The following is a 24632-nucleotide window of genomic DNA, read 5'->3' as shown; positions in this document are numbered from 1 at the left end:
TCAAAGAGTTTTGTGTCCAGGGTGCATCCGCTTTTATGCAGGTACTTTTTGGAGTTGCTATGAGTAATCCCTTACAATTGGGCCTGGTCGCTTACAATAAGGGTGCCTATATCACCATTGAAGGAAAAAACGCGAAGCTGTTTTATATAATACGCTCCGGCAGGGTGAGAATTGAGAAAGACTTAAAAATTCCAGAGGAGGAAGATGAGTCCATTCTCAAACCCGGTGATTTCTTCGGTGTTGTGTCCACGATGAGCAGCCACAATCACATCGACAATGCCGTTGCCCTGGATGATTGCACTTTGATTACTGTTCGATCCGACCAATACTCTCTCTTGATAAAGCGAAACACGCCAGTGGCTATGAAGATTATCAACGGATTCTCACGTCAGGTTCGTCAGTTAGATCAAGCCCTTACCCGCTTGACATTCAAAAGTTCCGCAGAGGTTGATGAAAGACATCTATTCCATGTGGCCGAATACTACGCGAAACAGAGTCAGTTCAATCAGGCTTATTATGCTTACTACAAGTATTGCGAAGCCAATCCCAACGGTTCAAATGTAGAACTTGCAAGTCAGAGGATGGCGAAAATAAAACCGTATGCGAAAACGGCCAATCTCAATCCCGATACGTCTCAGTTTATTCGTCGATATCCAAAGAACACTATGCTGTTCGCGGAGGGTGAAGGCGGTCCTGAACTTTTCATTATCCAGAAGGGGAGTATTCGAATTACGAAGATTGTCAATAACAATGAGGTGTTGTTGGCATTGCTGAAGTCGGGCGATATTTTTGGTGAAATGGCTCTACTTGAGAATAAGCCGCGAAGTGCATCGGCTATTGCCCACGAAGACTCGATTATCATGGCTGTTAATCGGGCGAACTTCAAGGGTATGGTGGTGGAACAGCCCAAAATGATTTCCAGACTCACTTCTTCGTTAGCCGAAAGGATATGGAATTTGAATCGCCAGCTTCGAAATACCCTGATAGAAGACCCCATCGGCCGCTTGTATGACAGCCTGTTGCTGGAGCTTGAAAAGGAGAGGAAGGATATATCTTCTCGCCAGGCCCATACTTTTGGTTTTGGACCGAACGAGCTTATTAACATGCTGGGATTGGCAAAAGATGCGGGACGCGGCGCGATAACGACTTTACTTGAAAGAAAGGATCTCTCGATTGTCGATAACAAGATTTATTGTCCGGATATTTCTCTAATAAAGAAATCCGCAGATTATTATAAGAAGATGGAGATTCGCAGAGAATCTCGTAGGGAGCGCGCTCGCCAATAGGGAGCGGTTCAAGTGTGAGACTAGCTGAAAACGCAGGGGTTGAAGCGTCGGAATTCCGATAGCTGCCTGCTTATACGCCGCTGTCTGTTTGGTGTAGATGCCAGGCGCGCCTGTCGCTGCTCATTCGCTACAGTGTGATTCCCGCGGCTTGCAGCGACTTGGAAGTCGATAGGGAGCATGTGGAACTCGAAACTTGAACTCTTCGCTTGAGATTATTCATTTTTTAAGTGCTATGCTTATTTCTCATTGTCATTAGAAGTAGTGCTTTGTTTTGATGATATCGAAACGGTGGAGACTGAGGTGCTTCCAACCATGGCTTGCTTTCTTGGCATCTGGTTCTGATAGGATGCCTGAGTTAGTATTGCCGGAGTATATTTATGGGAGATATTGCTATGGAAGCGATTAAGCTGCGGAAATCTTATAATCCTGAGGATTTTGAAGAGAGAATCTACCATATGTGGAAGAATGCAGGATATTTTTCGCCTCGTGCAGGGGATGGGAATTTTGTCATTGTGATTCCGCCGCCCAATGTTACCGGTGATTTGCACATGGGGCACGGGTTGAATTGTGCGCTGCAGGATATCCTGATTCGATACTGGCGAATGCAGGGACGTGAGACTCTTTGGGTTCCCGGAACGGATCATGCTGGTATTGCGACTCACAATGTGGTTGAACGGAGATTGAAAGAGCGGGGAGTCGAACGAGTGGATTTGGATAGGGAGGAATTCATCAAGGAGACTTGGAAGGTTAAGGATGAGCATCATAGGATTATCAAGAAGCAGTTAGAGAGTATCGGGGTGTCTTGTGATTGGGAAAGGGAGCGCTTTACTATGGATGAGGGCTATTCGCGTGCGGTTCGTGAAGCCTTTGTAAATCTTTGGGAACGGGATTTATTGTATCGGGGTGAGTATCTTGTGAATTGGTGTACTTCGTGTGGCACAGCCCTGTCGGACGATGAGGTTGAACATGAAGAGGAGGAGGGTAGGTTGTGGGAGATTTTTTATGCGTTTTCCGATGGGGAGAGTCTCATAGAGCAGGATGGGATAGAAATTAGAGGCATTAGCGTTCAAACAACCAGGCCGGAAACTATGTTCGGCGATGTAGCGGTTGCAGTAAATCCGAACGATCGGCGCTATGGCGGTCTTATTGGTAGAAAGGTTCAAATACCGATTATCGGGAGACAAATTCCAATTATTGCGGATTCCTATGTGGATGTGGAATTTGGCTCCGGGGCACTGAAGATTACACCAGCCCATGATATGAATGATTTTGAAATTGGAAAACGGCATGACTTGGAACGAATTCGCGTAATTGATGAGCTTGGGAATATGAATGAGGCGGCGCCGGAGTTTGTTCAAGGGCATCCTGTGGCCGAGGCCAGACGGCTTACAACTCGACGCTTGGAAAAAGAGGGTGCACTTGTGGATTCCAAAGAGTATCGTCACCAGGTTGGTCATTGTTATCGCTGTTATACGGTAGTTGAGCCCTTTCTTTCGAATCAGTGGTTCGTGAAAATGGCGCCGCTGGCAAAAAAAGCCTTGGAATCCTGGAAGAGGGGAGAAATGGTTTTCTTCCCGAGGAAGTGGGAGAATACTTATCGGCATTGGTTGGAGAACATTCGAGACTGGTGTATAAGTCGGCAGATATGGTGGGGTCATCGAATTCCCGCCTGGCTTTGCAAAAAATGCGGTGAACTCCTTGTGCTCCGCACCGATCCTTCCTCTTGTCCCAAATGCGGCTGTATGGATTTGGAAAGAGATGAGGATGTTCTAGATACCTGGTTTTCTTCCTGGCTCTGGCCTTTCAGCGTTTTCGACTGGCCGCTTGAGTCTGATGACTTGCAGCATTTTTTCCCTACTACGAGCCTTGTTACCGCTTACGATATCATTTTTTTCTGGGTGGCTCGGATGATTATGGCGAGTTTGGAATTCACGGGGAAGGTTCCGTTTCGGGAGATTTACATTACGGGTTTGTTCAGAGATAAACAAGGCAGGAAGATGTCTAAGAGCCTGGGGAATGGTATTGATCCTTTGGAGGTGGTGGCTGTCTATGGCGCGGATGCGATGAAATTCACCCTGGCTTATATATCGGCACAGGGAGAGGATATTCTGATGGATATGGATACCAACAGAATAGGTTCGAGATTCGCTAACAAAATTTGGAATGCCGCTCGCTTTGTTCTTATGAATCTGGAAGGGAGAAGTTTTGTAAACCTCGAAAAAGTCGAAATGAATACTGTCGATCGTTGGATTGTTCATCGCTTCAACAATGCTGTTGGCTTAGTAGAGGAGGCTATGGTGACTTATCGATTTGACGACATGGCCCATGCGGTGTACGAGTATTTCTGGAATGATTACTGCGATTGGTATGTGGAATGCGCGAAACTCGGACTGTATAAGGGCTCTAGGGAGGAGAAGAATCGAACTGTTACCCTGCTTGTGTATATGCTGGAGGAATCACTTAAACTATTGCATCCTTTCCTTCCGTTCATTACGGAGGAGATATGGGGGAAGCTGCCCGATAGAAAGGAGGCGTTGATTGTTACGGAGTATCCAAAGACAAATACAACAAGAGAAGATGAGGATGCAGAGAAGGCATTTAACATCTTGAAGGACATAGTTAGCAGCATTCGCACTCTCCGGAGTGAATTCTCGATATCTTCTTCGACGATCGCCAAAGTGAGAATCGATGCCTCCAGGGAAGTTCTGGGAGCGATGGAAGAATTCCGGGATGTTGCTGCTATGCTCTCATGCTCTGATGATTTGGCCGTATCGCAAAATGGAGAGTCCCTGGATGGATCTGTGGCGGTTGTCGGTTCTGGCTTTACGGCACATGTTTTTATCTGTGATTTGATTGATGTGAACGCCGCTATCTCCAGATTTCGAGTGTCTCTCGACAAAACGAAAAAACTAATTGTGATGAAGAAAAATAAGCTGTTGGATAAGAATTTTGTATCAAAAGCGCCTGCGGATGTTGTGGATAAGGAACGGTTGAAATTAGTCTGGATGCAGGATACGGAACGAAGGAGTGTCGAATATCTGGAGGCTCTCGAAGGAAAAAAGCGGGTGAGGTAGAAAGGTGCCAGGAGCGGTGTTGATACCTCATGGCTAAGATGATTTCGCGAATTGAATTGCGGGGGGTTTAGATTCTTGAGAAAAATTTTCCTGTTCATCGTCTTAATCGGTGGGATTGCGATATTGGTGTCGATTTTGTCAGACCCAGCAAAAAAAGAAAGAATTATACGAGCAATTGAAAGCTCAACCGGTGTCGATTTGGACTCCATTCCCAAAGAGGCGATTGAGGATACCGGTCGAGCCCTGGGAGAAAAAACGGGGAAGATGCTGAAGGATCTCGGGGATGTTCTGACAGATCCCAAGTTGCGCCGTTCATTGGAGAAATGGAGTAAAGATGCCTTGGAGCGACTTGATGAGGAACAGTTCGAAAAACTGAAAAGAGAGCTGGAGGCAGGGAGGGATGATTACGACATCATTTTAGAACGTTATCTGGGGAAAACTGGTGATTCATGAGCGCAACTTTTAGTGAACGAGCAGTTTTCGGTGAATGGCTGGTTCGCAAAGGACGATTAAAACCTGAGGTTTTGGAGGCTGCACTGGAAATCCAGAACAAGGAAAAAAGCAATATACTCCGAGGGTCGCCCCGCTTGTTGGGTCAGATACTCCTGGACGATTTCAAGGTGTTTCGAAACAGGATGGAATTAAACAGTGCATTGGTGGATTTTGAGAAAGTTAAGGCTGCAATCATGGCGCGAAAAGAGGCGCTCAATATTAAAGATCAGTTGCCGCCAATTCCCCAAAAAAAACCAACGTCACCGGATTCCAAAAAGACGCAGACGCCAATGGAGGAACCGGATAATCGCAAACTTTTTGGTCAATTCCTAATTGATAAGCGAAAAATAAATCACGCTATTCTGGCAAAGGCCCTTAACACTCAGGATTTGGAACAAAAGACGAGTCTTCGAAAAAGCTTTCGACTTCTTGGCGAGATACTTATGGATGATTATGGCGTTTTTTCCAACAGGGTGGAGCTCAATCGAACACTGATAGAATTCAATATGTTTAAGGCAAAGCTCGATGCCGACCGATTGGTTTTAATGCAACTAACCCGAGAAGACGAATAACTGACGATGATGGCGTCACAGCGTCTTTCTGCCCGTCAGTGGAACGCCGGGTGAGAAACCGCTCTTTGTTTTTTACCTGAATTTCAATGAGTTTTGAAATACGGGAGGCATCAGGGCGATTCTCAAGAACATGCATTAAGCATATTTGTCGGCAAAGAGCAACAATGAGTCCCGGTAACTGGATGATGAGAAGCTTCCGAGCTTTTCCAGGGGGCCGGATTGGCACAGATTTTCAAGGATTCATCCTGAACCTATCGAGAACCGGCCGTTAAGGCGAACTGTGCCGAAAAATTTCAAGATATTGCATGAATTGCGATTGAAGAATGCCCTGGGATAGGCTGTAGTTTTTCGATCGTAAGAAATCGCTCAGTATCGCGGGTATGTTTTTTTGGATGATGCAGCATCCTAAGTTTGCGCTCCAGGCCTCAGGATTTGTTGCTAAACTCATAATGGGAAGGCTGCGAATATTTTGTTTTTGCAGTGTCGATAGTCATTGGCACAAATCAATGGTTGAAAAGCTGCGGGATTCTTTGACATTTATACAGATGACTGGTTTTGGAGACGATCAGTGAGAAAGGACTTACACAGACAACCTTTCCGAGTTTTTCGATGGAGGTTCTAATTGTGTTTCTGGAAATCGACGATGGCATCTATGTGAATTTAGACAATGTGTTTCATATAGCCTGGCAACCTTATGAGAACCGTGGCTTGTGGATCTTTCATGCAGGCGCGGGCGAGCCTCATGCTCCGGGGCCGCCTGCAACCAGATGGCTGCCGGTACAAAGTCGATCCTTCCCTTCGCGCGAGGAGGGCGATGCCTGGCTGAGAAGAACCTTCGAATCCGAGGGATTACTGATTGAAGATCCTGATAAACAAGGTTAGATTGGCGGTTAGCCGGAGGTTTCTGGATAGCGGAAATCGAAATCCTTGCGGAGATGCATCTACTGACTTGTTGACTCAAACTTTGACGAGCCATATATTCTTTAAATTCGAGTGGAAGTTATGAGCGTGAAAACGCAGAAAGTTGATTTTATCCGTTCCATAGTTAAGGCTGATTTAGATTCGGGGCGTGTGAAAAAGGTTGTTACTCGTTTTCCTCCGGAACCGAATGGCTATCTTCACATTGGCCATGCCAAGGCATTTATTCTGAATTTCTCCATTGCACGGGAATTTGGAGGCATCTGCCGGCTTCGCTACGATGACACCAATCCGGAGAGGGAGAACAAAGAGTTTGTAAACGCCATCAAAGAGGATATATGCTGGATGGGATTCGAATGGGATGGCGAGCCTCGTTATGCTTCATCCTATTTTGATCAGTTCTACGAGTGGGCCTGCGAGCTGGTTAAGACCGGCAGGGCATACGTTGATAATCAGAGTCCAGAGGAAATAATAGAAAATCGTGGTACCCCAATCCGACCAGGGAAGGATTCACCCTATCGTAATCGTAGTGTTGAGGAAAACCTCGGTCTGCTGGAGAGAATGAAATCGGGAGAATTTGAAGAGGGCACCTGCATTCTTCGCGCAAAAATTGCTATGAACCATGTGAATATCCTGATGCGCGATCCTGCAATTTATAGGATTAGAAAGGAGTCTCATCATCAGACGGGGAAAAAATGGAGCATATATCCGATGTACGATTTCGCGCATGGATATGAAGACGCGATTGAAGGTGTCACGCATTCTCTCTGCTCATTGGAGTTCGAAAATCATCGTGCCGTATACGATTGGTTTATTGAAAATGCATCAGTACCCTGCAGGCCGCGTCAATATGAGTTTGCTCCTCTGAATCTCACTCATGCCGTACTAAGCAAAAGACATCTGCACAGATTGGTGGAGGGGAATTATGTGCGGGGCTGGGATGATCCCAGAATGCCAACCTTGCGGGGCATGAGACGGAGAGGATTTCCGGCATCCGCGATTAAGAGATTTATCGAGGAAATCGGAGTTAGCAAGGCGAACAGCCTGGTCGATACGGAGTTCTTGTATTTTCACGTTCGAGAAGAACTCAACCAAAGTGCGCCGCGGCGTATGGCGGTTCTCAATCCGGTGAAACTGACAATAACTAATTGGCCGAAAGGCAGAGTGGAAGAGTTTGTTGCCGAGAACCATCCGGATAAACCGGAGTTGGGCTATCGAAATCTTTCTTTTTCCGGGGAGCTTTGGGTAGAAAGAAGTGATTACATGGATGAGGCGTCAAAGAAATGGTTCCGAATGGCCCCGGGACGAGAAGTACGGCTCAAGTATGCCTATCTTGTTACTGTGGATGAAGCCCGTCGCGACGAAAATGGCGCAGTCGTGGAATTGCTTTGCAGCTACAATCCACGGAGTAGGGGTGGACAGTCGCCGGATAACAAGAAAGTCAAGGGAGCCTTGCACTGGATTTCATGCAATGATGCCGTAGAGGCGGAGATTCGCTTATATGATCATCTGATAACCTTGCCGGATATCTCAAAGGTGGAGGAGGGCAGAGAACTGGTAGATTATACCAATCCAAATTCCGAAACTATCATTCGAAACGCCAAAGTTGAGCCATCTCTGGCAAATGCGGCACCGGAAGAGCGATTTCAGTTTCTGCGAACTGGATATTTTGTGGCCGATTCAGCCGATTATGGCAGTAGACCCGTTTTCAATCAAATTGTCGGCTTGAGGGATAGCTGGGCAAAGCTTGCAGGTAAGGATAGTCTACCTCGCGAGAGATAATCCGCAACGCTGAGAATTATTTTACCAACCGCCACTTGCGCCGCCACCGCCAAATCCGCCACCGCCGCCTGAAAACCCGCCGCCTGAAAACCCACCGCCGCCGCCAAATCCGCGTGATGCGGAACCACTCCTGAACGCGCTGCCGAGCATTGAACCCACAAAGAATGCACCCAGAGGTGACATGCCTCTGCGTCGATACCTGCTGCGTCTACCGATGAATCCGATGAAAAACACAAGCAAAAATATTAGAACAAATATCAGCATTCCGCCGCCATCATTGCTTCTGGAATTCTCTATTTGGTCGTCTGTTATAGTAAGGTTGCCTGATACTACTTCTCCTATTGTAAGGAGACCCTCAACTATCCCCTCGCTGTAGTTGCCCTTCTTAAACTCCGGGACAATAACATTTCTGATGATGAAGCCGCTTTTTGCATCCGTTAGAACCGATTCCAGACCGTAACCCACCTCAATGCGAATTTTGCGTTCATCCAATGCAACCAGTAGAAGAACGCCGTTATCATCCTCTTTGTCGCCCAATCCCCACTCTTCGGCAACTCGGAAGCTGTAAGATTCAATATTTTCACCCGATAGCGACGGAATAGTGAGTAACGCGACTTGAATCCCGCTCGCTCTTTCAAGTTCCGCAAGGTAGGCCTCAAGCTCGTTTTTTGACGCTTGCGACAATAAGCCGGCATTATCATTGATTCGTCCACGCAAAGGAGCGATTTCCAGGGCGGAGACTGATGTTCCGAGGAGGATGAGAATAACAACAATTCTTTCCATGCCCACTCTCCATTTGCGGGAGTTCTGTTGTTTTTTTGCACTCAGCAATCCCATAGTCACGATCCTTTCTCTAATTCTGTGGGTTTGTTGGAAAGCTCATTTTTATCGTCTGGCCGCCGGGGGACATGTACTGATATAAGCTCCCCAATCGCCTTGATTGCGGTTGTCAGTGCTGCTTCAGTTTGTTTTTTCTTCATACCGTCTGCCAATTCAGCTACTATTGCGTTCCAGGTTTCCGGTACTACAAGCGAATTGATGCCTTTATCGGCAATCAATTCAACACGTCTTTCCAGATTGGATATGAAGAGCAGGATTCCTGTTCTATCAACTGTGTTGAAAATTTCGGCTTCAACGAACTGTCTCAGCGCTCGCCGCCTAACTGCCTCAGCCATGCGCTTGCGTCCCACAACCAGCCTGTCCAGAGAGGGTATTTGGAACAGGAAATAGAATATGGCACCTATAGTGAAGGATATGGTAAACATCAGGAGGGGGAGTGTAAGTGAGGAAACATTCCACAGGAGTTTGTTGACCAGAAGCCCAAGGGGATTGATGAAAACTACAAGAAGCACATATGTCAAAATGCCAAATGCCAGGGCAAACAGTAATTCTCTAAATGCGTAGTCGTCCGATTCGGAGATTATTGTAACGGAAATTTCGCCCCCACTTTCAGCTTCCGCTTTTTCCACCAGCTGACTGATTCGCTCGGCGCCCTCAGAACTTAGCAAAGCCATCTAAAACTCCACCTTTGGAGCGACTTCGGCACCGCTTGTGGATTCGAAGTATGGTTTGGCTTCAAAGCCGGTTATCCGGGCAATAATCATTTGAGGGAAGCGTCGGATAAGTGTGTTGTAGGCTCTTACCGCCTCGTTGAACCTCATTCTCTCAACTGCAATCCGGTTCTCGGTGCCTTCGAGCTGGTCTTGGAGTGCAAGAAAATTCTGATTAGCTTTGAGTTCCGGATAGTTTTCAGTTATCACGAGAAGCCTTTGCAGTGCGGAGCCCAGGCTGTCTTGTGACTGCTGAAAGCGAGCGAAAGCTTCGGGATTGTTGAGCAGGTTCTCGTCGATATTCATTACACCTCCGGCCTGACTTCTGGCCTCGGTTACGGCCGCGAAGGTTTCCTTTTCGTGCGCGGCGTATGCCTTTACTGTTTCAACAAGATTGGGTATTAAGTCCATACGCCTTTGATATACGTTCTCAACCTGGGCCCAAGCTGCTGACACATCCTCTTCCAGGCTCACTAAACGGTTGTACCCGCAGCCACTGAGCGTGAGCGGGAGGAGAATCGCAATCCAAGCTAAGCTGCGGCGATAAATTCGCATATCTCAAACTCCATCTTATTTCTTATCATCCAAAATACTGGTAGATGGGCATTTTGTCCAATGCTTTGGCCAGAAATTGTAATAGCTTTTATTCCAAGAAGAGGTTGGCACCCCACTAATTTTCGGTTAAAATACGTTTGTGCATGGGCGGAACTTAAATCCATGACAATAAGGAGGTTTCTAGTAATGAGGAGAATAATTGTTTTTGCAGTAATTGCGTTGATGCTTGTGCCAGTTGTCGTTTCTGCCAATGGCGCTCCTGATGCGAAGGGAGGAAAGATTGTAATCGGCGCCAATATTTACAGTTTTGCGGACAACTTCATGAACGGTGTAATGAAGCCGGAACTCGAAAGATATGCGGCCGAGAAGGGAGCTGCGATCATAATAGTTGATTCTGAGGGGCAGCAGGCTAAACTGAACGATCAAGTTGACGTTTTTATTGCCAAAGAGGTTGATGTTTTGGCCATCAATTTGGTTGATCCTGCTTCTGCCGCCAGCGTTATCGAAAAGGCTTCTGCCGCAGGTATTCCTTTGATTCTATTCAACAAGGAAGCTACAGAGGCTGGCATCATGGGCACTTATGACAAGGTGTGGTATGTAGGCACCAACTCTGCCGAGTCTGGCATCATCCAGGGAGAGATGATGGTGGCTGACTGGAAGGAACATCCCGAGTGGGATAAGAACAAGGACGGTGTGGTTCAATATGTACTGCTCAAGGGAGAGCCTGGACACCCGGATGCCGAGGCTAGAACTGTCGAGTCGGTTAAGGCCTTCCGGGATGCGGAAATTCCAGTTGAGCAGCTAGCCCTGGAGGCCGATCCGAACTGGTCTACTCAGCATGGCAATGACAAGATGCAGGCCTGGTTAACCGCATCGTTTGGAGACAGAATCGAACTTGTTATCTGCAACAACGATGGAATGGCATTTGGAGCGATTAACGCACTGAAGGCCGCCGGTGTGTGGCTGCCCCTGTATGGCGTGGATGCTCTCGATCAGGCTTTGACTCACATTGAGGACGGAGAGATGAATGGCACTGTTCTAAACGATGGTGTCGGGCAGTCTCGCGCCACTGTTGATTTAGCTGTCAACGCTGCCCTGGGCAAAGATGTAACCGATGGCACAAACTGGATAATAGAGGACAATGTGTCCAAGGCTGTGCGAGTACCCTATGTGGCTGTTACACCCGAAAATTACCAGGATTTTCGTTAAAATCAACGGCTATTGCGAAACCTGAAGCTTCCTGCGGTTTTGAGCCTGATGTCTAGCATCCTGGTAATCGCAGGAAGTTATGGGAATCGACGCACCATGTTCCCGGGTGAAGCCGTTGACGCAGGGGATGAGGGAGGCACAGATTGCATGATTATCTCCTAGGTATCGAGAGCTTAAGCAAGTCTTTCTCCGGAATAAAAGTTTTGGACAATGTCCACTTGCAAGTTCGCTCGGGTACTGTTCACTCGCTAATGGGTGAAAATGGAGCTGGGAAATCCACAATGATGAAGTGTCTGTTTGGGATTTACCGGCAGGATTCGGGTAGATTCTTCCTCGAGGGCGAGGAATTCAATTTTATCGATCCTAAGCATGCCCTGGAAAATGGCGTATCAATGGTGCATCAGGAGCTTAATCAGGTTACCCAGAGAACCATATCCGACAATATCTGGCTTGGCAGATACCCCAGAAAAGGATTTTTTGTTGATGAAAAAGCGATGTACAGAGCTTCCAGGGAGCTCTTTGCGCGGCTTGGGATTCATTTAGACCCAAACTTGAAGCTGGATGCGCTATCTGTATCCCAAAGGCAAATGGTTGAGATAGCAAAGGCGGTTTCTTATGAAGCGAAAATAATCGTTCTGGATGAGCCGACCTCGTCGCTTACGGACAACGAGGTTAGAATGCTGTTTGATATAATACGTGTGCTGCGAAGCCATGGCGTTGGAATAATCTATATCTCTCATAAAATGGACGAAATCTTTGAGGTATCGGATGAGGTTACGGTTTTGAGAGACGGGCAGTATATTGGCACCGAAGCAATAGAGAATCTAGACATGGAGAGGATTGTCAATATGATGGTTGGACGGGATTTGGGTCATCGTTTTCCGCCGAGAACCAATGTCCCTGGTGAAATACACATGAAAGTGTCAAAAATCACTACCAAGTATTCGCCGATTATCCGTGATGTGAGTTTTGAATTGCGTCGGGGAGAAATTCTGGGAATTTCGGGGTTGGTTGGAGCCGGCAGGACTGAGTTGGTTGAGTCCCTGTTTGGCGCTCGAACATTGGAATCGGGCGAGATTTATATCGACGGAAGGAAAATCAATAACAGTACCGCACAGAAATCCATCGGCAATCGCTTTGCTCTTCTCACAGAGGAAAGACGAAGCACAGGCCTGTATCCAGTGGCAGATATCACTTTTAATAGCACAATCGCCAATGTGAAATCGTATAGAGGAGCCATTGGACTTCTTGACGATAAATCTATGACGCGAGATACGGAAACTCAGATTGACAACATGCGGATTAAAACACCAAGCTACAAGGAGCAAATCAGAGACTTAAGCGGCGGGAATCAGCAAAAGGTTATTATTGGACGCTGGCTTCTAACCGATCCGGATATTTTGCTACTCGATGAACCCACTCGGGGTATTGATGTGGGGGCGAAATTCGAGATTTATCAGCTGATTATTAATCTGGCTAGAGAGGGTAAGTCCGTGATTATGGTTTCCTCGGAGATGCCGGAGCTTATAGGAATTACCAATCGCATTATGGTGATGAGCAATGGGAGAATGGCTGGCATAGTTGAAACGGAAAAAACGAACCAAACTGAGATATTCAACCTCGCGATGAAATATCTGATCAATTCAACTGAAGCTGAGATATAGGATGGAGGTTTGATGGCAAAATTCGCACATAAGCTTAGAACGATGACTGGCAGACAGTGGATGGATCTTCTGGTACAGAATGCGATTTATCTGGTAATTCTGGCGATCATTCTCACGATCATCATTCTAGATCCCCGATTTCTTTCTCTTAGAGTTCTGGAAAACATACTTACGCAGTCATCGGTTCGGTTGATCCTCGCCTTAGGAGTTGCAGGAATCATTATCCTTCAGGGTACCGATCTTTCTTTGGGTAGAATGGTGGGTTTGGCCGCAGTGATTTCGGCATCCCTGTTGCAACGCCAGGATTATGCGGGTCGTTTTTACCCGAATCTGGAAACTGTACCCGTGTTGCTGCCAATGCTGGCCGCTATTTTTGGCACGGTTTTGTTCAGCGCCATAAGTGGCTGGGTAGTTGCCCAATTCAAAATTCATCCCTTTTTGGCCACGCTGGGCATGATGACTGTCTTATATGGTGTGATTCAGATTTATTTTGACATGGGGGCAGGCGGTGCTCAACCTATTGGCGGCCATGACCGATTCTACACGGCCATCTCCACTGGCAGACTTGTGGAATTCTCAGCGGGTGGAACTCGTGTCGGTATACCATATCTTGTATTGATTGCGGCGACTGTTTCATTGGTTATCTGGGTGATTTGGAATAAAACGGTTTTTGGCAAGAACATGTATGCGGTAGGCGGGAACCCGGATGCCGCAAAGGTTTCGGGTGTGAACGTTATGGGTACCACCATTATGGTTTATGTTATGGCGGGCATACTCTATGGCATCGGCGGATATCTGGAAGCGGCTCGAATCGGTTCTGCCAATCCGAGCACGGGTTTTGGCTATGAGCTGGATGCAATTGCCGCATGTGTTGTTGGCGGCATTTCATTTAGCGGAGGAATAGGAAAGGTATCGGGTGCAATTGCTGGTGTTCTGATGTTTACTATCATTTCATACGGCATGACTTTTGTCGGATTGGAACAATACTACCAGTATATCATCAAGGGCGTCATTATCGTTGTTGCTGTCGCGCTTGATACAAAGAAATACTTAAGAAGGGTGTAGAGGCTCTGCTTCTTGATGGCCTGGAAAAATGCGGTGCTTAAGCTTTCCTGATGTTTAGGTTCTGGGCATAGACTTGCCGCTGCCATCTCAATTGAATCTTTTTTACCCGGATTTTTTGCTCAAAAGCTGTGGACATGGCAGCTCCGGATTTTTTGGCTGACAGACTGGAGCTCGGCCTCGCTGCCAGGCCGTTTTTCCGAGCCCGTCTCGCGCGCCGGCAAAATCGCCGGAGACCCTGCTTGAGCCTTTCCGTGCTGCCTTGGCCCTGCCCGCTTATTCGGCCGCTATAGTCGGAGTTGTGGGGTAGGTAAAGGCGCCTGCATCATCGCCATTCTCTATGTACAAATTCCCCCCATCCTGGCCATAGTGCAAGCAGGCGCTGTCGCCGCCGCCCCTGTTCAAAGCTACTCTCAGCGAACTGATTTTGCTTAAATTATAAGTGGGCGTGTTTCGAAAGACAACATACTCATTATCCTTATCTGCATTGGTGTAAGAACCAAACTTCTTGAAATAGTTGGTGTGTGAAGGTGTTGCAGCGCTGTCGGCAAATATTTCTCTGTAGGAAGGACTATCATATTTTTGTTTGATTGCAACAGGGAAGGTGGTAATCGTGTTGAACTCTCCAATTGGGAGATAGCCGTACTTATCGCTGACATACACTCTGCTCACCGCAGTTCCATTCCGGGTGACTCGCCAGGGGGAGTCCACCACATCGTCGGGGCAGCCATCGCTGGTTGCCACTCTCTCCGATACACAACCTCGCCGCTGCCGTCGGCGGCCGCGACATAGAGCTTGTAATTGTCCGTATCCGGCGTAATGAGAACTTATCGGCAAACCATTACTATCCAAGCTGACATTGCCCTCAAGAAATATCATTCCGGCGCGTTCGCCTGGACTCACCCGGAGGGTGATGGAGCCCTCAAAGTTATCAATCGCATTTGCATTGGCAGGGGCACTCGTACTTGAAGGGAGCACCACGAAATGATAATCCCAGGAGTATTCGCACCCTCAAGCTGGCAGAAGAACATAGCATAGCGGTGACTTACGGGGCTCACTGTTTTGGCTAATCGGAAGGTTCCGCTTCTACAGGGTTGGTGCCACCCGTGCCACCTATCGAAGAGGCAGGAGGTTTATGCCGGCCAGCATCGAGGTTTTCACGAGTGATTTCATCGTTTTGACACTCCTGGATATCAAATAAGTATAATACAGTATTCCGAGTTTACCTATCGGATTAATTTTGCTGGATATCCTAGAAGCAATTGTAAACAGGGCCGGCATGAAACAGCTTTCCCTGAATCTTTGACACATAATAGTTTTAAAGGAGTATGAACCCCGAAGCTTGAGTAAATCAGTTCCAGGCAGTATACTAAATTTGAGAGAGCAGATTGAACGGGCAGTGAGATTCCATGCTCTTAAGATTGCGCGGGTAAGGGGTTTATCCAAGTGTTTCAGAAGCAACTAATTATGAGGAGAGTGGTTTATTCGCTTATTCCGATATTCACTTTCTCCTTTTTGCTATATGGATGGAGAAGCTTAGCGATATGCGCTACAGTTTTCCTGTTTGGTATAGCCACTGAATATGCCTTTGTTAAACCAAGGGGTAAGAAAGTTAGTGAAGCGATACTCGTAACCTGTGCGCTCTATGCCCTTTCGATGCCACCTGCGGTCCCTCTATGGATTTCTGCAATTGGTATTGTCTTTGGTGTTGGATTTGGCAAGTGCATATTCGGCGGATTTGGCCGAAATATTTTCAATCCCGCTATCGCTGGCAGGCTCTTTGTCTACGTTGCCTTTCCCCAGGGTATGCAGCGAAGCTTTCTTTCCCCGTGGAAACCTGGAATGCCTTGGGTTTCCTGGTTGAGAGTTCCCGTGGATTCGGCCACTGCCGCAACGCCGCTAATGAACATGAGAGAGAGCGAAGCTTTGGAAATTTTCGATTTAGTTACTGGCTTCCGAATGGGCTCTCTTGGCGAGAGCGCCATTATACTGATTGTACTCGCGGGTTTTTATCTGATATTTACGAGAACCGCAAACTGGAAGATTACACTCTCAACTATTTCAAGTTTTTCGGCTGTTATTGTGATTCTATGGTTTGCTTCTGTTTCTCCTGTTGGCGGCTCGACACCATTTCCTCCCGTAGAGTCCTTACTTTCGGGCAGCATACTGTTCGTTGCGGTATTTATGGCGACAGATCCGGTTACTTCGCCAAAGAAGCCCGGAGCCCAATGGGTATACGGCATATTGATTGGCGGGGTTTCGGCGATAATCAGGATCTTTTCTTTATTTCCCGAAGGAGTCAGCTTCGGAATTCTTATCGGCAACACCTTTGCCAGTCTATTGGATGAATGGTTTCCGGCCGCCCGTGTAAAAGCGAATAAGGCAGTCTCCAGGACAGAAAAGGCAGAAAAAGCCGGGATTTCAGCATGAGCAAGGAATCTCTTCCCTATGTGATAGTTTTTACGTTCATTGTCGCCTTTGCGTTTGTTTTTGTTATTGCATTTGCCGATGGTGTCACCGCCGAGAGAGTCGCACAAAATCAAAAATTAGTTGCTACCAGGGCATTTTTGAACGCGGTTGGGTATCTGGAAGACGAACCTTCCGAAGAACTTGCAAAGTTCGCAGCTGAGTTTGGCGAAGTTGATGATGAGTCGATAATCCGGACAAAGGTGGGAGGTAGGGATATACTGATTAAACGTTTTAGTGGCCAGGCTTTGTGGGGCACGGTAAGCGGTGTTATCGCTGTAGATGAGAGTGTTTCAGAGATTATTGGTTTTGAAATCATTAGCCAAAATGAAACCCCCGGTTTAGGAGGCAGAATTGAAGAGTCCTGGTTCACTCAGCAGTTTAGAGGCGAAACCATTCCTCCTGAGGGAATCATTGTGGCAAAGGGAGAAGGTAAGCCGGACTACGATACTGATAATGGTTCAATCGATGGCATAACGGGCGCCTCTCTTACAAGCGCAAGAATAGAGAAAATTGTTAACAGCGAAATATCTCAATTGCGAAAGGAGACGGCGCGGTGAACGGCGAAACTCCCGCGGCGATACTTAAAAGCAACCTTTGGACTAACAATCCAATATTTATACAAATTTTGGGTATATGTTCAACACTTGCGATTACCAACAATCTTGTCAACACATTGATAATGACTCTTGCAGTAGTGTTTGTAACCGGCCTGTCGAATACTACCGTATCGGTGTTGAAATCGCTTATTCCCCGTAAGGTTAGAATGATTGTTCAAACCTTGATAATCGCTTTTTATGTCATTCTGGTTGATATAGTGATACGCGCCTTTTTGCCGGAGATTTCCAAGGCTCTTGGACCCTATGTCGGACTTATAATTACAAACTGCATCATCATGGGCAGGGCTGAGGCGTTTGCTCAGTTAAACCCGCCGATTATGGCTTTATGGGATGGACTTACAAGCGGCGCCGGATACATGGCCGTACTCGTGGTAATAGCGATAATTCGAGAATTACTCGGTGCCGGCTCATTGTTAGGTTACCAGATACTTGGTGCAGGGTTCACCACCTGGACAATCATGGTGATGCCTCCAAGCGCGTTTTTTCTACTGGGCACCCTTATTTGGGTTGCAAAAACAATTATGATTAGAAAGGAGAGTACTTAAGTGACTCCCCAGATAAATCCGCTGATACTCCTCTTCGCTTCGATTTTCACTGGCAACATCCTGCTTACAAATTTTCTCGGGCTTTGCTCTTTCATCTCTATAAGCAGGGATATGAAGTCTGCCAATGGTCTTGGGCTAGCTGTAACGGTTGTGTTAACACTGACTGCTTTAATCAACTGGGCGGTTATGCATTACATTTTAATCCCGCTGAATTTAATGGTGTATCGATACATAGTCTTCATTATTGTCATTGCGGCTACGGTGCAAATGCTGGAAATGATAATCGACAGGGTTAGCCCAGCACTCTACATGACTTTGGGGATTTTTCTTCCCCTGATAACCGTGAATTGTGCAATACTGGGCGTTGCTTTGTTCATGCAAATTCGAAATTATGGTCTTTTACAAACCCTTGCCTTCAGTTTTGGTTCAGGGCTTGGCTGGTGGCTTGCAATTATCGCCCTTGCCGCCATTCAAAAGAAGATTGCACGTGCTCCTGTGCCGGCCGGACTGCAGGGACCGGGAATAACCCTAATTACCATAGGGTTTATGGCGCTGGCCTTTATTGGTTTCAGTGGAATGCTCAACGTCAGCTGAGGAGTCTCGAAGTGGATTTTCTAGTTGCACCAATTGCTGTAGCCGGGATAGCAGGAATTATGGCAACCCTTGTTGCCCTTGTGGACATGGTGGCAAACAATTATGGCGAAGTCACTATTGATGTCAACGAAGGCAAAAAGGAGATGACTGTTCGTGGCGGCTCTCCTCTTCTGCTTACACTTTCAACCGAGGGTCTCTATTTACCTTCGGCCTGCGGCGGGCGTGGTAGCTGTGGCGCGTGTAAGTGTAGGATTATCTCTGATATTGGTCCTTATCTACCTACTGAAATTCCATATCTGCTTCCCGAAGAGTTGAAGCAAAATATTCGGTTGGCGTGCCAGATTAAGGTTAAGACCAATATCGGAATCGAAATCCCCGAAGATTTATTCAATGTAAAGCAGTTTAGTGCCACAGTAACAGCCATCAAGGATCTTACTTATGACATCAAAGAGGTTTTGTTCGAACTTGGGGACGACACAATTGATTTCGAAGCAGGGAAGTATGTCCAGCTTGTTATTCCACCCTACGATAAGATAAAGGAGAGCACGCAGCGGGCGTATTCCATGTCTTCAAGTCCCTCCAATAGAAATCAGATTGAACTGCTTGTACGCCTCGTGCCTGGCGGAATTGCCACCACATATGTTCATCAGCATCTGGAAGTTGGCCAGAAGTTGGATCTGATTGGTCCCTTTGGCGATTTCTGCAGGACTGCAAGCGATGCTATTATGCTCTGTATCGCCGGGGGGTCAGGAATGGCACCATTTAAATCGATGTTTTACGACATGCTGGATAAAGATGAGACGAATCGGGAGATTTGGTATTTTTTCGGGGCTAGAACCACCAAAGATATGTTCTACTTAGATGAAATGAGGGAGCTTGAAAAACAGCTTTCCGACTATCACTTCATACCGGCCCTTTCCGAACCACAAGAGGGAGATGGATGGGAAGGTCCAACCGGACTCATCACTGATGTGCTCGATCGCTACTTGAAAGAGACAATTGAAACGGAGGGCAAGGTGCTGGAAGGCTATCTTTGCGGAAGTCCCGGTATGATCGATGCGTGTAATCGGGTTATGAACGATAATGGAGTTATTCAGGATAACGTCTACTATGATAAATTCGCATAGCGAGGCCCTTATATGAAAATGACGCCTGAACTAAAAAAAGCTCAGGAGAATATGAACCCTGGAGTGATAACTGCTGAAGGTTTTCTAGGTACCGACAAGCGCAACCTCTCATCTATTCTGGATGAGGACGCCCAGATGATGAGACGTTTGGAAGTCAATCCCGATGAAGCTGCTAGGATGCTGAGGCATTTCATGGAGGAAGGCCAGAAGGGACTTGGTGAACCGGTAACCGTCGATGGCAGATGGATAGTGAGAACTGACGAGGCCCGAGGTCATTTAGTATGCCCCTGGGAAGATGGCATATTTCGGAAAATCAATGTGACAGTTGAGCGAAAAGATACAGGAGATAAACTATACTTCACCGATCTTTCAATTCATCTATTGGAAACTCATGGTTTTCTGGAAGGTAAAGGCTCCACTTTCCGTCTCAACCTGGAGATATTGGCTCATCTGCTAATGCTATGACGGAGCCGAGCTCATCGTGCACACGGCTTTATTCATCAGAGTGAGCGGGAAGAATCCTAATTGAGATGAGAACATCGACAGTTGAGGATTAAACCACTCTTAAGGCAAGGAAGGTTTGATCGTCATGCTCATGACCGCCGCTGTGTTCGCTGACAAGGCTCTTCACAAGCTGCACCAGCTCGTTTGGACTTGAGTCGGCATGTCGGGCAACAAACTTCAGCAATGCCGGCGTGCCCAACTCTGCACCCTTCTTACTTCGAACTTCAGAAAGTCCGTCTGTGAACATAATCAAATAGTCGTTCTTGTTTATCTTGATTTTCTTATGCCCGAAGGAAGCGTTGTCATCTATCCCAAGGGGAAGACCCTTGGTATCAAAGACTCGATATCTTCTGATATTCCCACGGAATATATATAGTGGGAGATGGGCGGCGTTTGAATAGGAAACGATGCCGTTCTTTGAATCCAGAATAATTATTGCGGTAGTAGCAAATTTATCAATTCCAACACTACCCGAGATAGTCCTATTCAGTTCAATCATGATTCTGTCCGCTCGTTTTTCCGGAGACGAGATTGATCTGATAATTGTACGAATCATTACCATCACAAGAGAGGCTGAGACGCCCTTACCGGCCACATCGCAGATTATAATTGCTGTCTTGCCTCCCCCTATAGCGAAAACATCGTAAAAATCGCCCCCAATGCCTTTGACGGCATCGCTGAATGCTGCAATTTCAACTCCCTGTAATACGGGCATTTTTTCAGGAAGCAATGACTTCTGAATTCCAGCAGCCAGGCTAATTTCGCGTTCAACCTTGCGGGCATTCATCAGCTGAATATATCTATCCAGGTTATCCAAGGTGAGGGAAATGAAATCACCATAAGAACACATGTAGGCGTAGTCCAAATCGTTAAAAAAACTTCCTGCCTTGGTATGAACTAATGCAAGAACACCCATCGTTTTGGTTGAGCTAAGGGGGATGAAAATAGCTGAACTGATAAATGATTGGGAATTCGAATCTGCATTTTCCGGTAACTCTTCCACATTCTTACGGATAAAAAAAGGATGGCCGGAGATAGTGACTGGATCGAGAATTCTGTGTTCAGTCAATGTGAGTGGCGGGAAATTTCCCTGAGTATGCTTCGGATACAGTTCACCATTGTCAATGCCCATGAAGATTCCTGCGTCGGCGTAAGTGTTTTTCACTGCAAGCCGGAGCATTAATTCTTCCATTTCTTCAGCAGCATTCACGTGTTCCACAGCATTTCCGACTTCAAGCATCATATCCTTCATTGATTCAATTCGAGTCCACAGTTCCTGAGTCAGAAGGTTGAAATTCTGGGCAATGTTCTCAAATTCATCACCTGAATGTATATCAAGCTTTGTATCAAAATTGCCGCTGGCCACTTCCCCGAGGGTATCACCCATCTTTGCTACGTTTCGTCTGATATTTCGCGAGAGATGCAGTGCAAAAAAACTGCCCGCTATCTGGAAGAACAGTGCAATTGCAATTGTCGTATACAGAAGGGATATCATATACTCGGATATTTTCAATCTTAACTCGCTGATGAATACTTCAGCCGATGCAAGGACATCCAAGTTCAATAGTTCCCTTTGTCGAGCAAGATTATTTTCAATTTCTGACAGTGCCAGGTACATTGTGGAATCGGAACCGAATTCTTCCGCAATTAATTCACGTGAAATATTTATAGTAGTTCTGCCAACCAGATTTCGTATTTCTCCTGATAAATCAAAAGCGATCTCCAATTCTCCAATCAAGGGATTGAGCTCATGATTCTTGATGAAGTCCCATTCACTAACCAACTCATCCCTTGTAATGCTTTCACCTTTGCCGAGGAGTTTATGAGCAGGATTATTCAGCATCTTGGTGTAAAAATAATCGAAAAGCCTGATGGAATCAATCCAATCCTCTAATAACAGACTCAAGGTTTGATTTCGTTTGCTAAATAGAATAGTTTTCAATTCAAGCGCCTTGAGTTCCGTTAACGCATTGACGCTCTCTAATTCTAAAGTTTTCAAGCTGTGCATGTTATTGAAACGCAACACAATAAAAGCCATTGAACTCAGGAATCCGAATATGATAAGGGAATGCACAAGGGTGATTTTAGTTCTAATGTTCATGCGGCATTACCTGTCATCTTCTTGCCTTCAAACCTGAAGATTATCGCTGTTTGATCGTCTTGTTGTTGAGTATCCTGTTCGAAGTTCTCCAGCTCGGTTCGTATAGCATCTATCATTTGCGCAGGACTGCTTTCTGATTGCTTCTTCACAATATCCAGTAGTTTTTCGATTCCGAACTCGTTGCCATTTTTATCACGTGATTCAGGAATGCCATCACTATGAAAAAACACTAGGTCTTTGCTGCTGAGCTTTCCGACTGTCTGCTGAAACTTCGCATCCTTATCGATGCCAAGTGGGATTCCTTCAGTGCGGAGTATTTCAGTTCCCTTTGTAGCCGATCTAAGAATTACTGCCGAATCATGAGCGGCCGATGAATAGGTGAATCTGCCATCGGAATCTACTAGGAATATCCCGATACTGGCAAAATTTTCAGTTAAAATCTGTTGAGTCATATCCTGATTGAGTTTATCTATAATCGAAAGCGCATCGGCCTCTGGACTGGCCGCAATCCTTAACAAAGTTCGAATCATTACCATCACCAGGCTCGTCGCTATACCTCTGCCAACAATTTCGCAGATAGTAAGCATCACCTTTCCGTTGCCTATAGGATATATGTCAAAATAGTCACCATGGAGACCTTTCATATTGCGCGATAGGTAGGCGACACTTGCTCCGTTGAGTTTTGGCATCTTTTGAGGTAAGAGATTTCGTTGAATTTCTTCGGCAATGCCTATATCGCGTTCAAGCTGTACAGACTCTAAGAGTTCTGAATACTTATAAATGTTTTCAAGAGAGATGGCGGCAATCTCGGCGAAGGATTGTAAGTTTGTGTATTCTAAGTCGGTGAACAGATTATCAGAGATATTGGAAGTAACGATTAACACTCCAATAACAGTTGAGCCTACCTTAAGCGGGATAACTATTGTCGATGATAGATAAAGTGGATTGTCTTCCGATCGTTTCCAGTCGATTCCGTCTTTCGCTCCAATGTTTCTTATCATAATCGGATTGCCGCTGATTGCCGATTTGCCAATTATTGTATCGTCGTCAATGCGTATTGTCTGCGATTTTAACAGAGTTTGGATATCTTCCTCCGGGAGGGAATCCGGAAGATCTGATACTGCAAAGGGAGGCCGAAATTCTCCCTCCATAACCGATAGAAACAATTTTTGAGTATCATCTCCAAACTTGTAGATAGCCGCTCCGTTGGCAGTGGCTTCCCTCATGGCTAAATTCAGCAGGGTGGATTCAATCTGCTGGGTTGATTCAATCTGAGCGGTTTCGGGATTAGTTCCCAGAGCGCTGCCAGTGTCATGCATGATGAGGCGAAAGCTTTCCAGCTTATCTCCCAAGGTTTTGGCAAATGCATTGACGCTCCCTCCCAGGTCGGTAAATTCGTCATGCCCCTCCATCTCTACTCTAACCGAAAAATCCCCGCGAATAACACTGTTAAGTGCGTTGTTCAGGACAGTCAGTTTTTTGCGCAGTTTTGTGCCGAACAGTGTGCTGCCACCAATAGAGATTAGCAGCATCATCACGGGAATCGCAATCGCATACATGAGCAAGTTGATTCTGTAACTGTCAATAATCTGAGAAAAGGTGGTTAAAGTACTCTGAATCGATCTCGCAAAAAATGTGAAGGTGTTTTCATATGAAACTATTTTTTCGATTGTATCTTCAAGTCTTTCTGCAAAACTGTTCTCTCCTTGTTCTAATACCTGGATTCTGGCTTGCATGGAGAGGAGTGATTCGATATCGCCGTTTGCTTCATTTCGAATACTTAGAAGAGATGAGATATCGTCAGTGCTTATCAATTCGCGAATATTTTCCCAACTGTCTTCTATCTTCTGGTAATCGTTTCGAATATCCGGTGCAAACCTGGTTGAATAACCCTTGATGAGTTCGGCGATATCTTGAGACAATTGTTCTTCAAGCGATTCATAATCTGAAATTATGGACTGTACCGGATCGACGCTCACAAGCATCTCAAGAAAGTAGTATCTTGAACGTATGGCGGTGTTCCGCACGGTTTCTGTTTTAATCTTTACATCTTCGTACCTGATATAGTTCGAAAGTAAAAATATCGAGAAAAGAACAGAGAGAAGAAGTGCCAGGCTAAGACCAGCTTCAATCAATACAAGTTGAGATCTAATTTTCAAGTTATAGACTCCAATTTTTCCGCCTGATATGCAATTGCTTGACAATCGCATCTACGTTTTGCTGTTAAGTTTCGATCGCTGTTTTAAGGAATGGAAACTCATTTTTCCAATCCGACAACTGCAAGTCAATTTTGCCTGTCAATTGAAGAACAGTCAATCAAATCTTGTCACTTATGTGCCTGAAGCTGCAGGAGGAAGTGGGAGATGAGGATGTGCTTTTGCTTATTTCGGGTGGAGTTGATTCGACAGTTGTGGCGGCGTTGCTTTTGAAGGCCCTTGGAGCTGAGCGGGTATGGCTATGTCGATACTGGTTTGATGAGGAAGGACGAAGGCGAGGAAGTTGAAGATATTC

General features: G+C 46.2%; 22 protein-coding genes. 16 read left to right on the top strand and 6 right to left on the bottom strand.

Annotated elements, in window-relative coordinates:
• The first annotated feature begins 59 nt into the window (after positions 1–59).
• The 6 genes from S1OALGB6SA_RS01215 to S1OALGB6SA_RS01190 all read left to right on the top strand — a co-directional run bounded on the left by S1OALGB6SA_RS01215 (position 60) and on the right by S1OALGB6SA_RS01190 (position 8124).
• Entirely contained in the window at positions 60–1286 is a 1227-nt protein-coding gene (locus S1OALGB6SA_RS01215; protein WP_037563026.1) for a Crp/Fnr family transcriptional regulator, read from the top strand.
• 377 nt (positions 1287–1663) lie between these two features.
• Positions 1664–4360 (top strand): valine--tRNA ligase, encoded by a 2697-nt coding sequence (locus tag S1OALGB6SA_RS01210; RefSeq protein ID WP_230204345.1) that lies wholly within the window; start codon positions 1664–1666, stop codon positions 4358–4360.
• A 75-nt stretch (positions 4361–4435) separates the two neighbouring features.
• Positions 4436–4813 carry a hypothetical protein gene (locus S1OALGB6SA_RS01205; protein ID WP_037563024.1) on the top strand — a complete coding sequence of 126 codons (378 nt, stop codon included), beginning with the start codon at positions 4436–4438 and terminating at the stop codon, positions 4811–4813.
• Positions 4810–5424 (top strand): hypothetical protein, encoded by a 615-nt coding sequence (locus tag S1OALGB6SA_RS01200; RefSeq protein ID WP_037563022.1) that lies wholly within the window; start codon positions 4810–4812, stop codon positions 5422–5424. Before S1OALGB6SA_RS01205 ends, S1OALGB6SA_RS01200 begins: the two co-directional genes overlap by 4 nt.
• Before the next feature lie 555 nt (positions 5425–5979).
• Positions 5980–6306, top strand: coding sequence for a hypothetical protein (locus S1OALGB6SA_RS01195; protein ID WP_148083993.1), 327 nt, complete (start codon positions 5980–5982; stop codon positions 6304–6306).
• A gap of 120 nt (positions 6307–6426) precedes the next feature.
• Positions 6427–8124 (top strand): glutamine--tRNA ligase/YqeY domain fusion protein, encoded by a 1698-nt coding sequence (locus tag S1OALGB6SA_RS01190; protein ID WP_124032278.1) that lies wholly within the window; start codon positions 6427–6429, stop codon positions 8122–8124.
• Positions 8125–8145: 21 nt separating this feature from the next.
• Here S1OALGB6SA_RS01190 and S1OALGB6SA_RS09995 read toward each other — a convergent pair whose 3' ends face one another.
• The 3 genes from S1OALGB6SA_RS09995 to S1OALGB6SA_RS01175 are packed head-to-tail and all read right to left on the bottom strand — an operon-like array spanning position 8146 to position 10229.
• On the bottom strand, positions 8146–8961 hold the full coding sequence (locus S1OALGB6SA_RS09995) for a TPM domain-containing protein (RefSeq protein ID WP_052080136.1): 816 nt from the start codon (positions 8959–8961) through the stop codon (positions 8146–8148).
• A gap of 2 nt (positions 8962–8963) precedes the next feature.
• On the bottom strand, positions 8964–9638 hold the full coding sequence (locus S1OALGB6SA_RS01180; protein ID WP_037563018.1) for a TPM domain-containing protein: 675 nt from the start codon (positions 9636–9638) through the stop codon (positions 8964–8966).
• The gene (locus tag S1OALGB6SA_RS01175) at positions 9639–10229 is read right to left on the bottom strand and encodes a LemA family protein (protein WP_037563016.1); all 591 of its coding nucleotides are present in this window, start codon (positions 10227–10229) and stop codon (positions 9639–9641) included.
• Between the two features lie 186 nt (positions 10230–10415).
• Here S1OALGB6SA_RS01175 and S1OALGB6SA_RS01170 point away from each other — a divergent pair, with 186 nt between their 5' ends.
• The 3 genes from S1OALGB6SA_RS01170 to mglC all read left to right on the top strand — a co-directional run bounded on the left by S1OALGB6SA_RS01170 (position 10416) and on the right by mglC (position 14167).
• Positions 10416–11438: a galactose ABC transporter substrate-binding protein gene (locus tag S1OALGB6SA_RS01170; protein WP_037563014.1), complete on the top strand. Its 1023-nt coding sequence runs from the start codon at positions 10416–10418 to the stop codon at positions 11436–11438.
• Positions 11439–11581: 143 nt separating this feature from the next.
• Positions 11582–13102, top strand: coding sequence for a sugar ABC transporter ATP-binding protein (locus tag S1OALGB6SA_RS01165; RefSeq protein WP_037563012.1), 1521 nt, complete (start codon positions 11582–11584; stop codon positions 13100–13102).
• Between the two features lie 12 nt (positions 13103–13114).
• Entirely contained in the window at positions 13115–14167 is a 1053-nt protein-coding gene (gene mglC / locus S1OALGB6SA_RS01160; RefSeq protein ID WP_052080135.1) for a galactose/methyl galactoside ABC transporter permease MglC, read from the top strand.
• A gap of 273 nt (positions 14168–14440) precedes the next feature.
• Here mglC and S1OALGB6SA_RS01155 read toward each other — a convergent pair whose 3' ends face one another.
• Positions 14441–15145, bottom strand: coding sequence for a hypothetical protein (locus S1OALGB6SA_RS01155; protein WP_124032277.1), 705 nt, complete (start codon positions 15143–15145; stop codon positions 14441–14443).
• A gap of 486 nt (positions 15146–15631) precedes the next feature.
• Between S1OALGB6SA_RS01155 and S1OALGB6SA_RS01150 the strand changes: the two genes are divergently transcribed.
• From S1OALGB6SA_RS01150 to S1OALGB6SA_RS01125, 6 genes are read left to right on the top strand one after another with little or no spacing between them, the layout of a single operon-like run.
• Positions 15632–16594 (top strand): RnfABCDGE type electron transport complex subunit D, encoded by a 963-nt coding sequence (locus S1OALGB6SA_RS01150; RefSeq protein ID WP_124032276.1) that lies wholly within the window; start codon positions 15632–15634, stop codon positions 16592–16594.
• Positions 16591–17190 (top strand): FMN-binding protein, encoded by a 600-nt coding sequence (locus S1OALGB6SA_RS01145; RefSeq protein ID WP_124032275.1) that lies wholly within the window; start codon positions 16591–16593, stop codon positions 17188–17190. Before S1OALGB6SA_RS01150 ends, S1OALGB6SA_RS01145 begins: the two co-directional genes overlap by 4 nt.
• On the top strand, positions 17187–17795 hold the full coding sequence (locus S1OALGB6SA_RS01140) for an NADH:ubiquinone reductase (Na(+)-transporting) subunit D (RefSeq protein ID WP_195910230.1): 609 nt from the start codon (positions 17187–17189) through the stop codon (positions 17793–17795). Before S1OALGB6SA_RS01145 ends, S1OALGB6SA_RS01140 begins: the two co-directional genes overlap by 4 nt.
• Positions 17796–18389: an NADH:ubiquinone reductase (Na(+)-transporting) subunit E gene (locus S1OALGB6SA_RS01135; RefSeq protein WP_124032274.1), complete on the top strand. Its 594-nt coding sequence runs from the start codon at positions 17796–17798 to the stop codon at positions 18387–18389.
• An 11-nt stretch (positions 18390–18400) separates the two neighbouring features.
• The gene (locus tag S1OALGB6SA_RS01130) at positions 18401–19516 is read left to right on the top strand and encodes an NADH:ubiquinone reductase (Na(+)-transporting) subunit F (protein ID WP_195910229.1); all 1116 of its coding nucleotides are present in this window, start codon (positions 18401–18403) and stop codon (positions 19514–19516) included.
• Between the two features lie 12 nt (positions 19517–19528).
• Complete coding sequence (locus S1OALGB6SA_RS01125) at positions 19529–19981, top strand: hypothetical protein (protein WP_124032273.1); 453 nt, start codon at positions 19529–19531, stop codon at positions 19979–19981.
• 88 nt (positions 19982–20069) lie between these two features.
• Here the strand turns inward: S1OALGB6SA_RS01125 and S1OALGB6SA_RS01120 are convergent, their stop codons facing one another.
• Both S1OALGB6SA_RS01120 and S1OALGB6SA_RS01115 read right to left on the bottom strand, forming a co-directional pair.
• A complete protein-coding gene (locus S1OALGB6SA_RS01120) occupies positions 20070–22121 on the bottom strand; it encodes a SpoIIE family protein phosphatase (RefSeq protein ID WP_124032272.1) in 2052 nt (683 codons plus the stop codon).
• Entirely contained in the window at positions 22118–24280 is a 2163-nt protein-coding gene (locus tag S1OALGB6SA_RS01115; protein ID WP_195910228.1) for a SpoIIE family protein phosphatase, read from the bottom strand. Before S1OALGB6SA_RS01115 ends, S1OALGB6SA_RS01120 begins: the two co-directional genes overlap by 4 nt.
• A gap of 173 nt (positions 24281–24453) precedes the next feature.
• On the opposite strand from S1OALGB6SA_RS01115, the gene S1OALGB6SA_RS01110 reads away from it, so the two are divergent.
• Positions 24454–24624 carry a hypothetical protein gene (locus S1OALGB6SA_RS01110; RefSeq protein WP_371686020.1) on the top strand — a complete coding sequence of 57 codons (171 nt, stop codon included), beginning with the start codon at positions 24454–24456 and terminating at the stop codon, positions 24622–24624.
• The last annotated feature ends 8 nt before the right edge of the window (positions 24625–24632 follow it).

This window comes from Olavius algarvensis spirochete endosymbiont (assembly GCA_900608495.1).
Classification (GTDB): domain Bacteria; phylum Spirochaetota; class Spirochaetia; order DSM-2461; family DSM-2461; genus UBA2779.
Note: the sequence above shows the minus strand (reverse complement) of the source record. Positions and strands in the feature narration are given on the sequence as shown.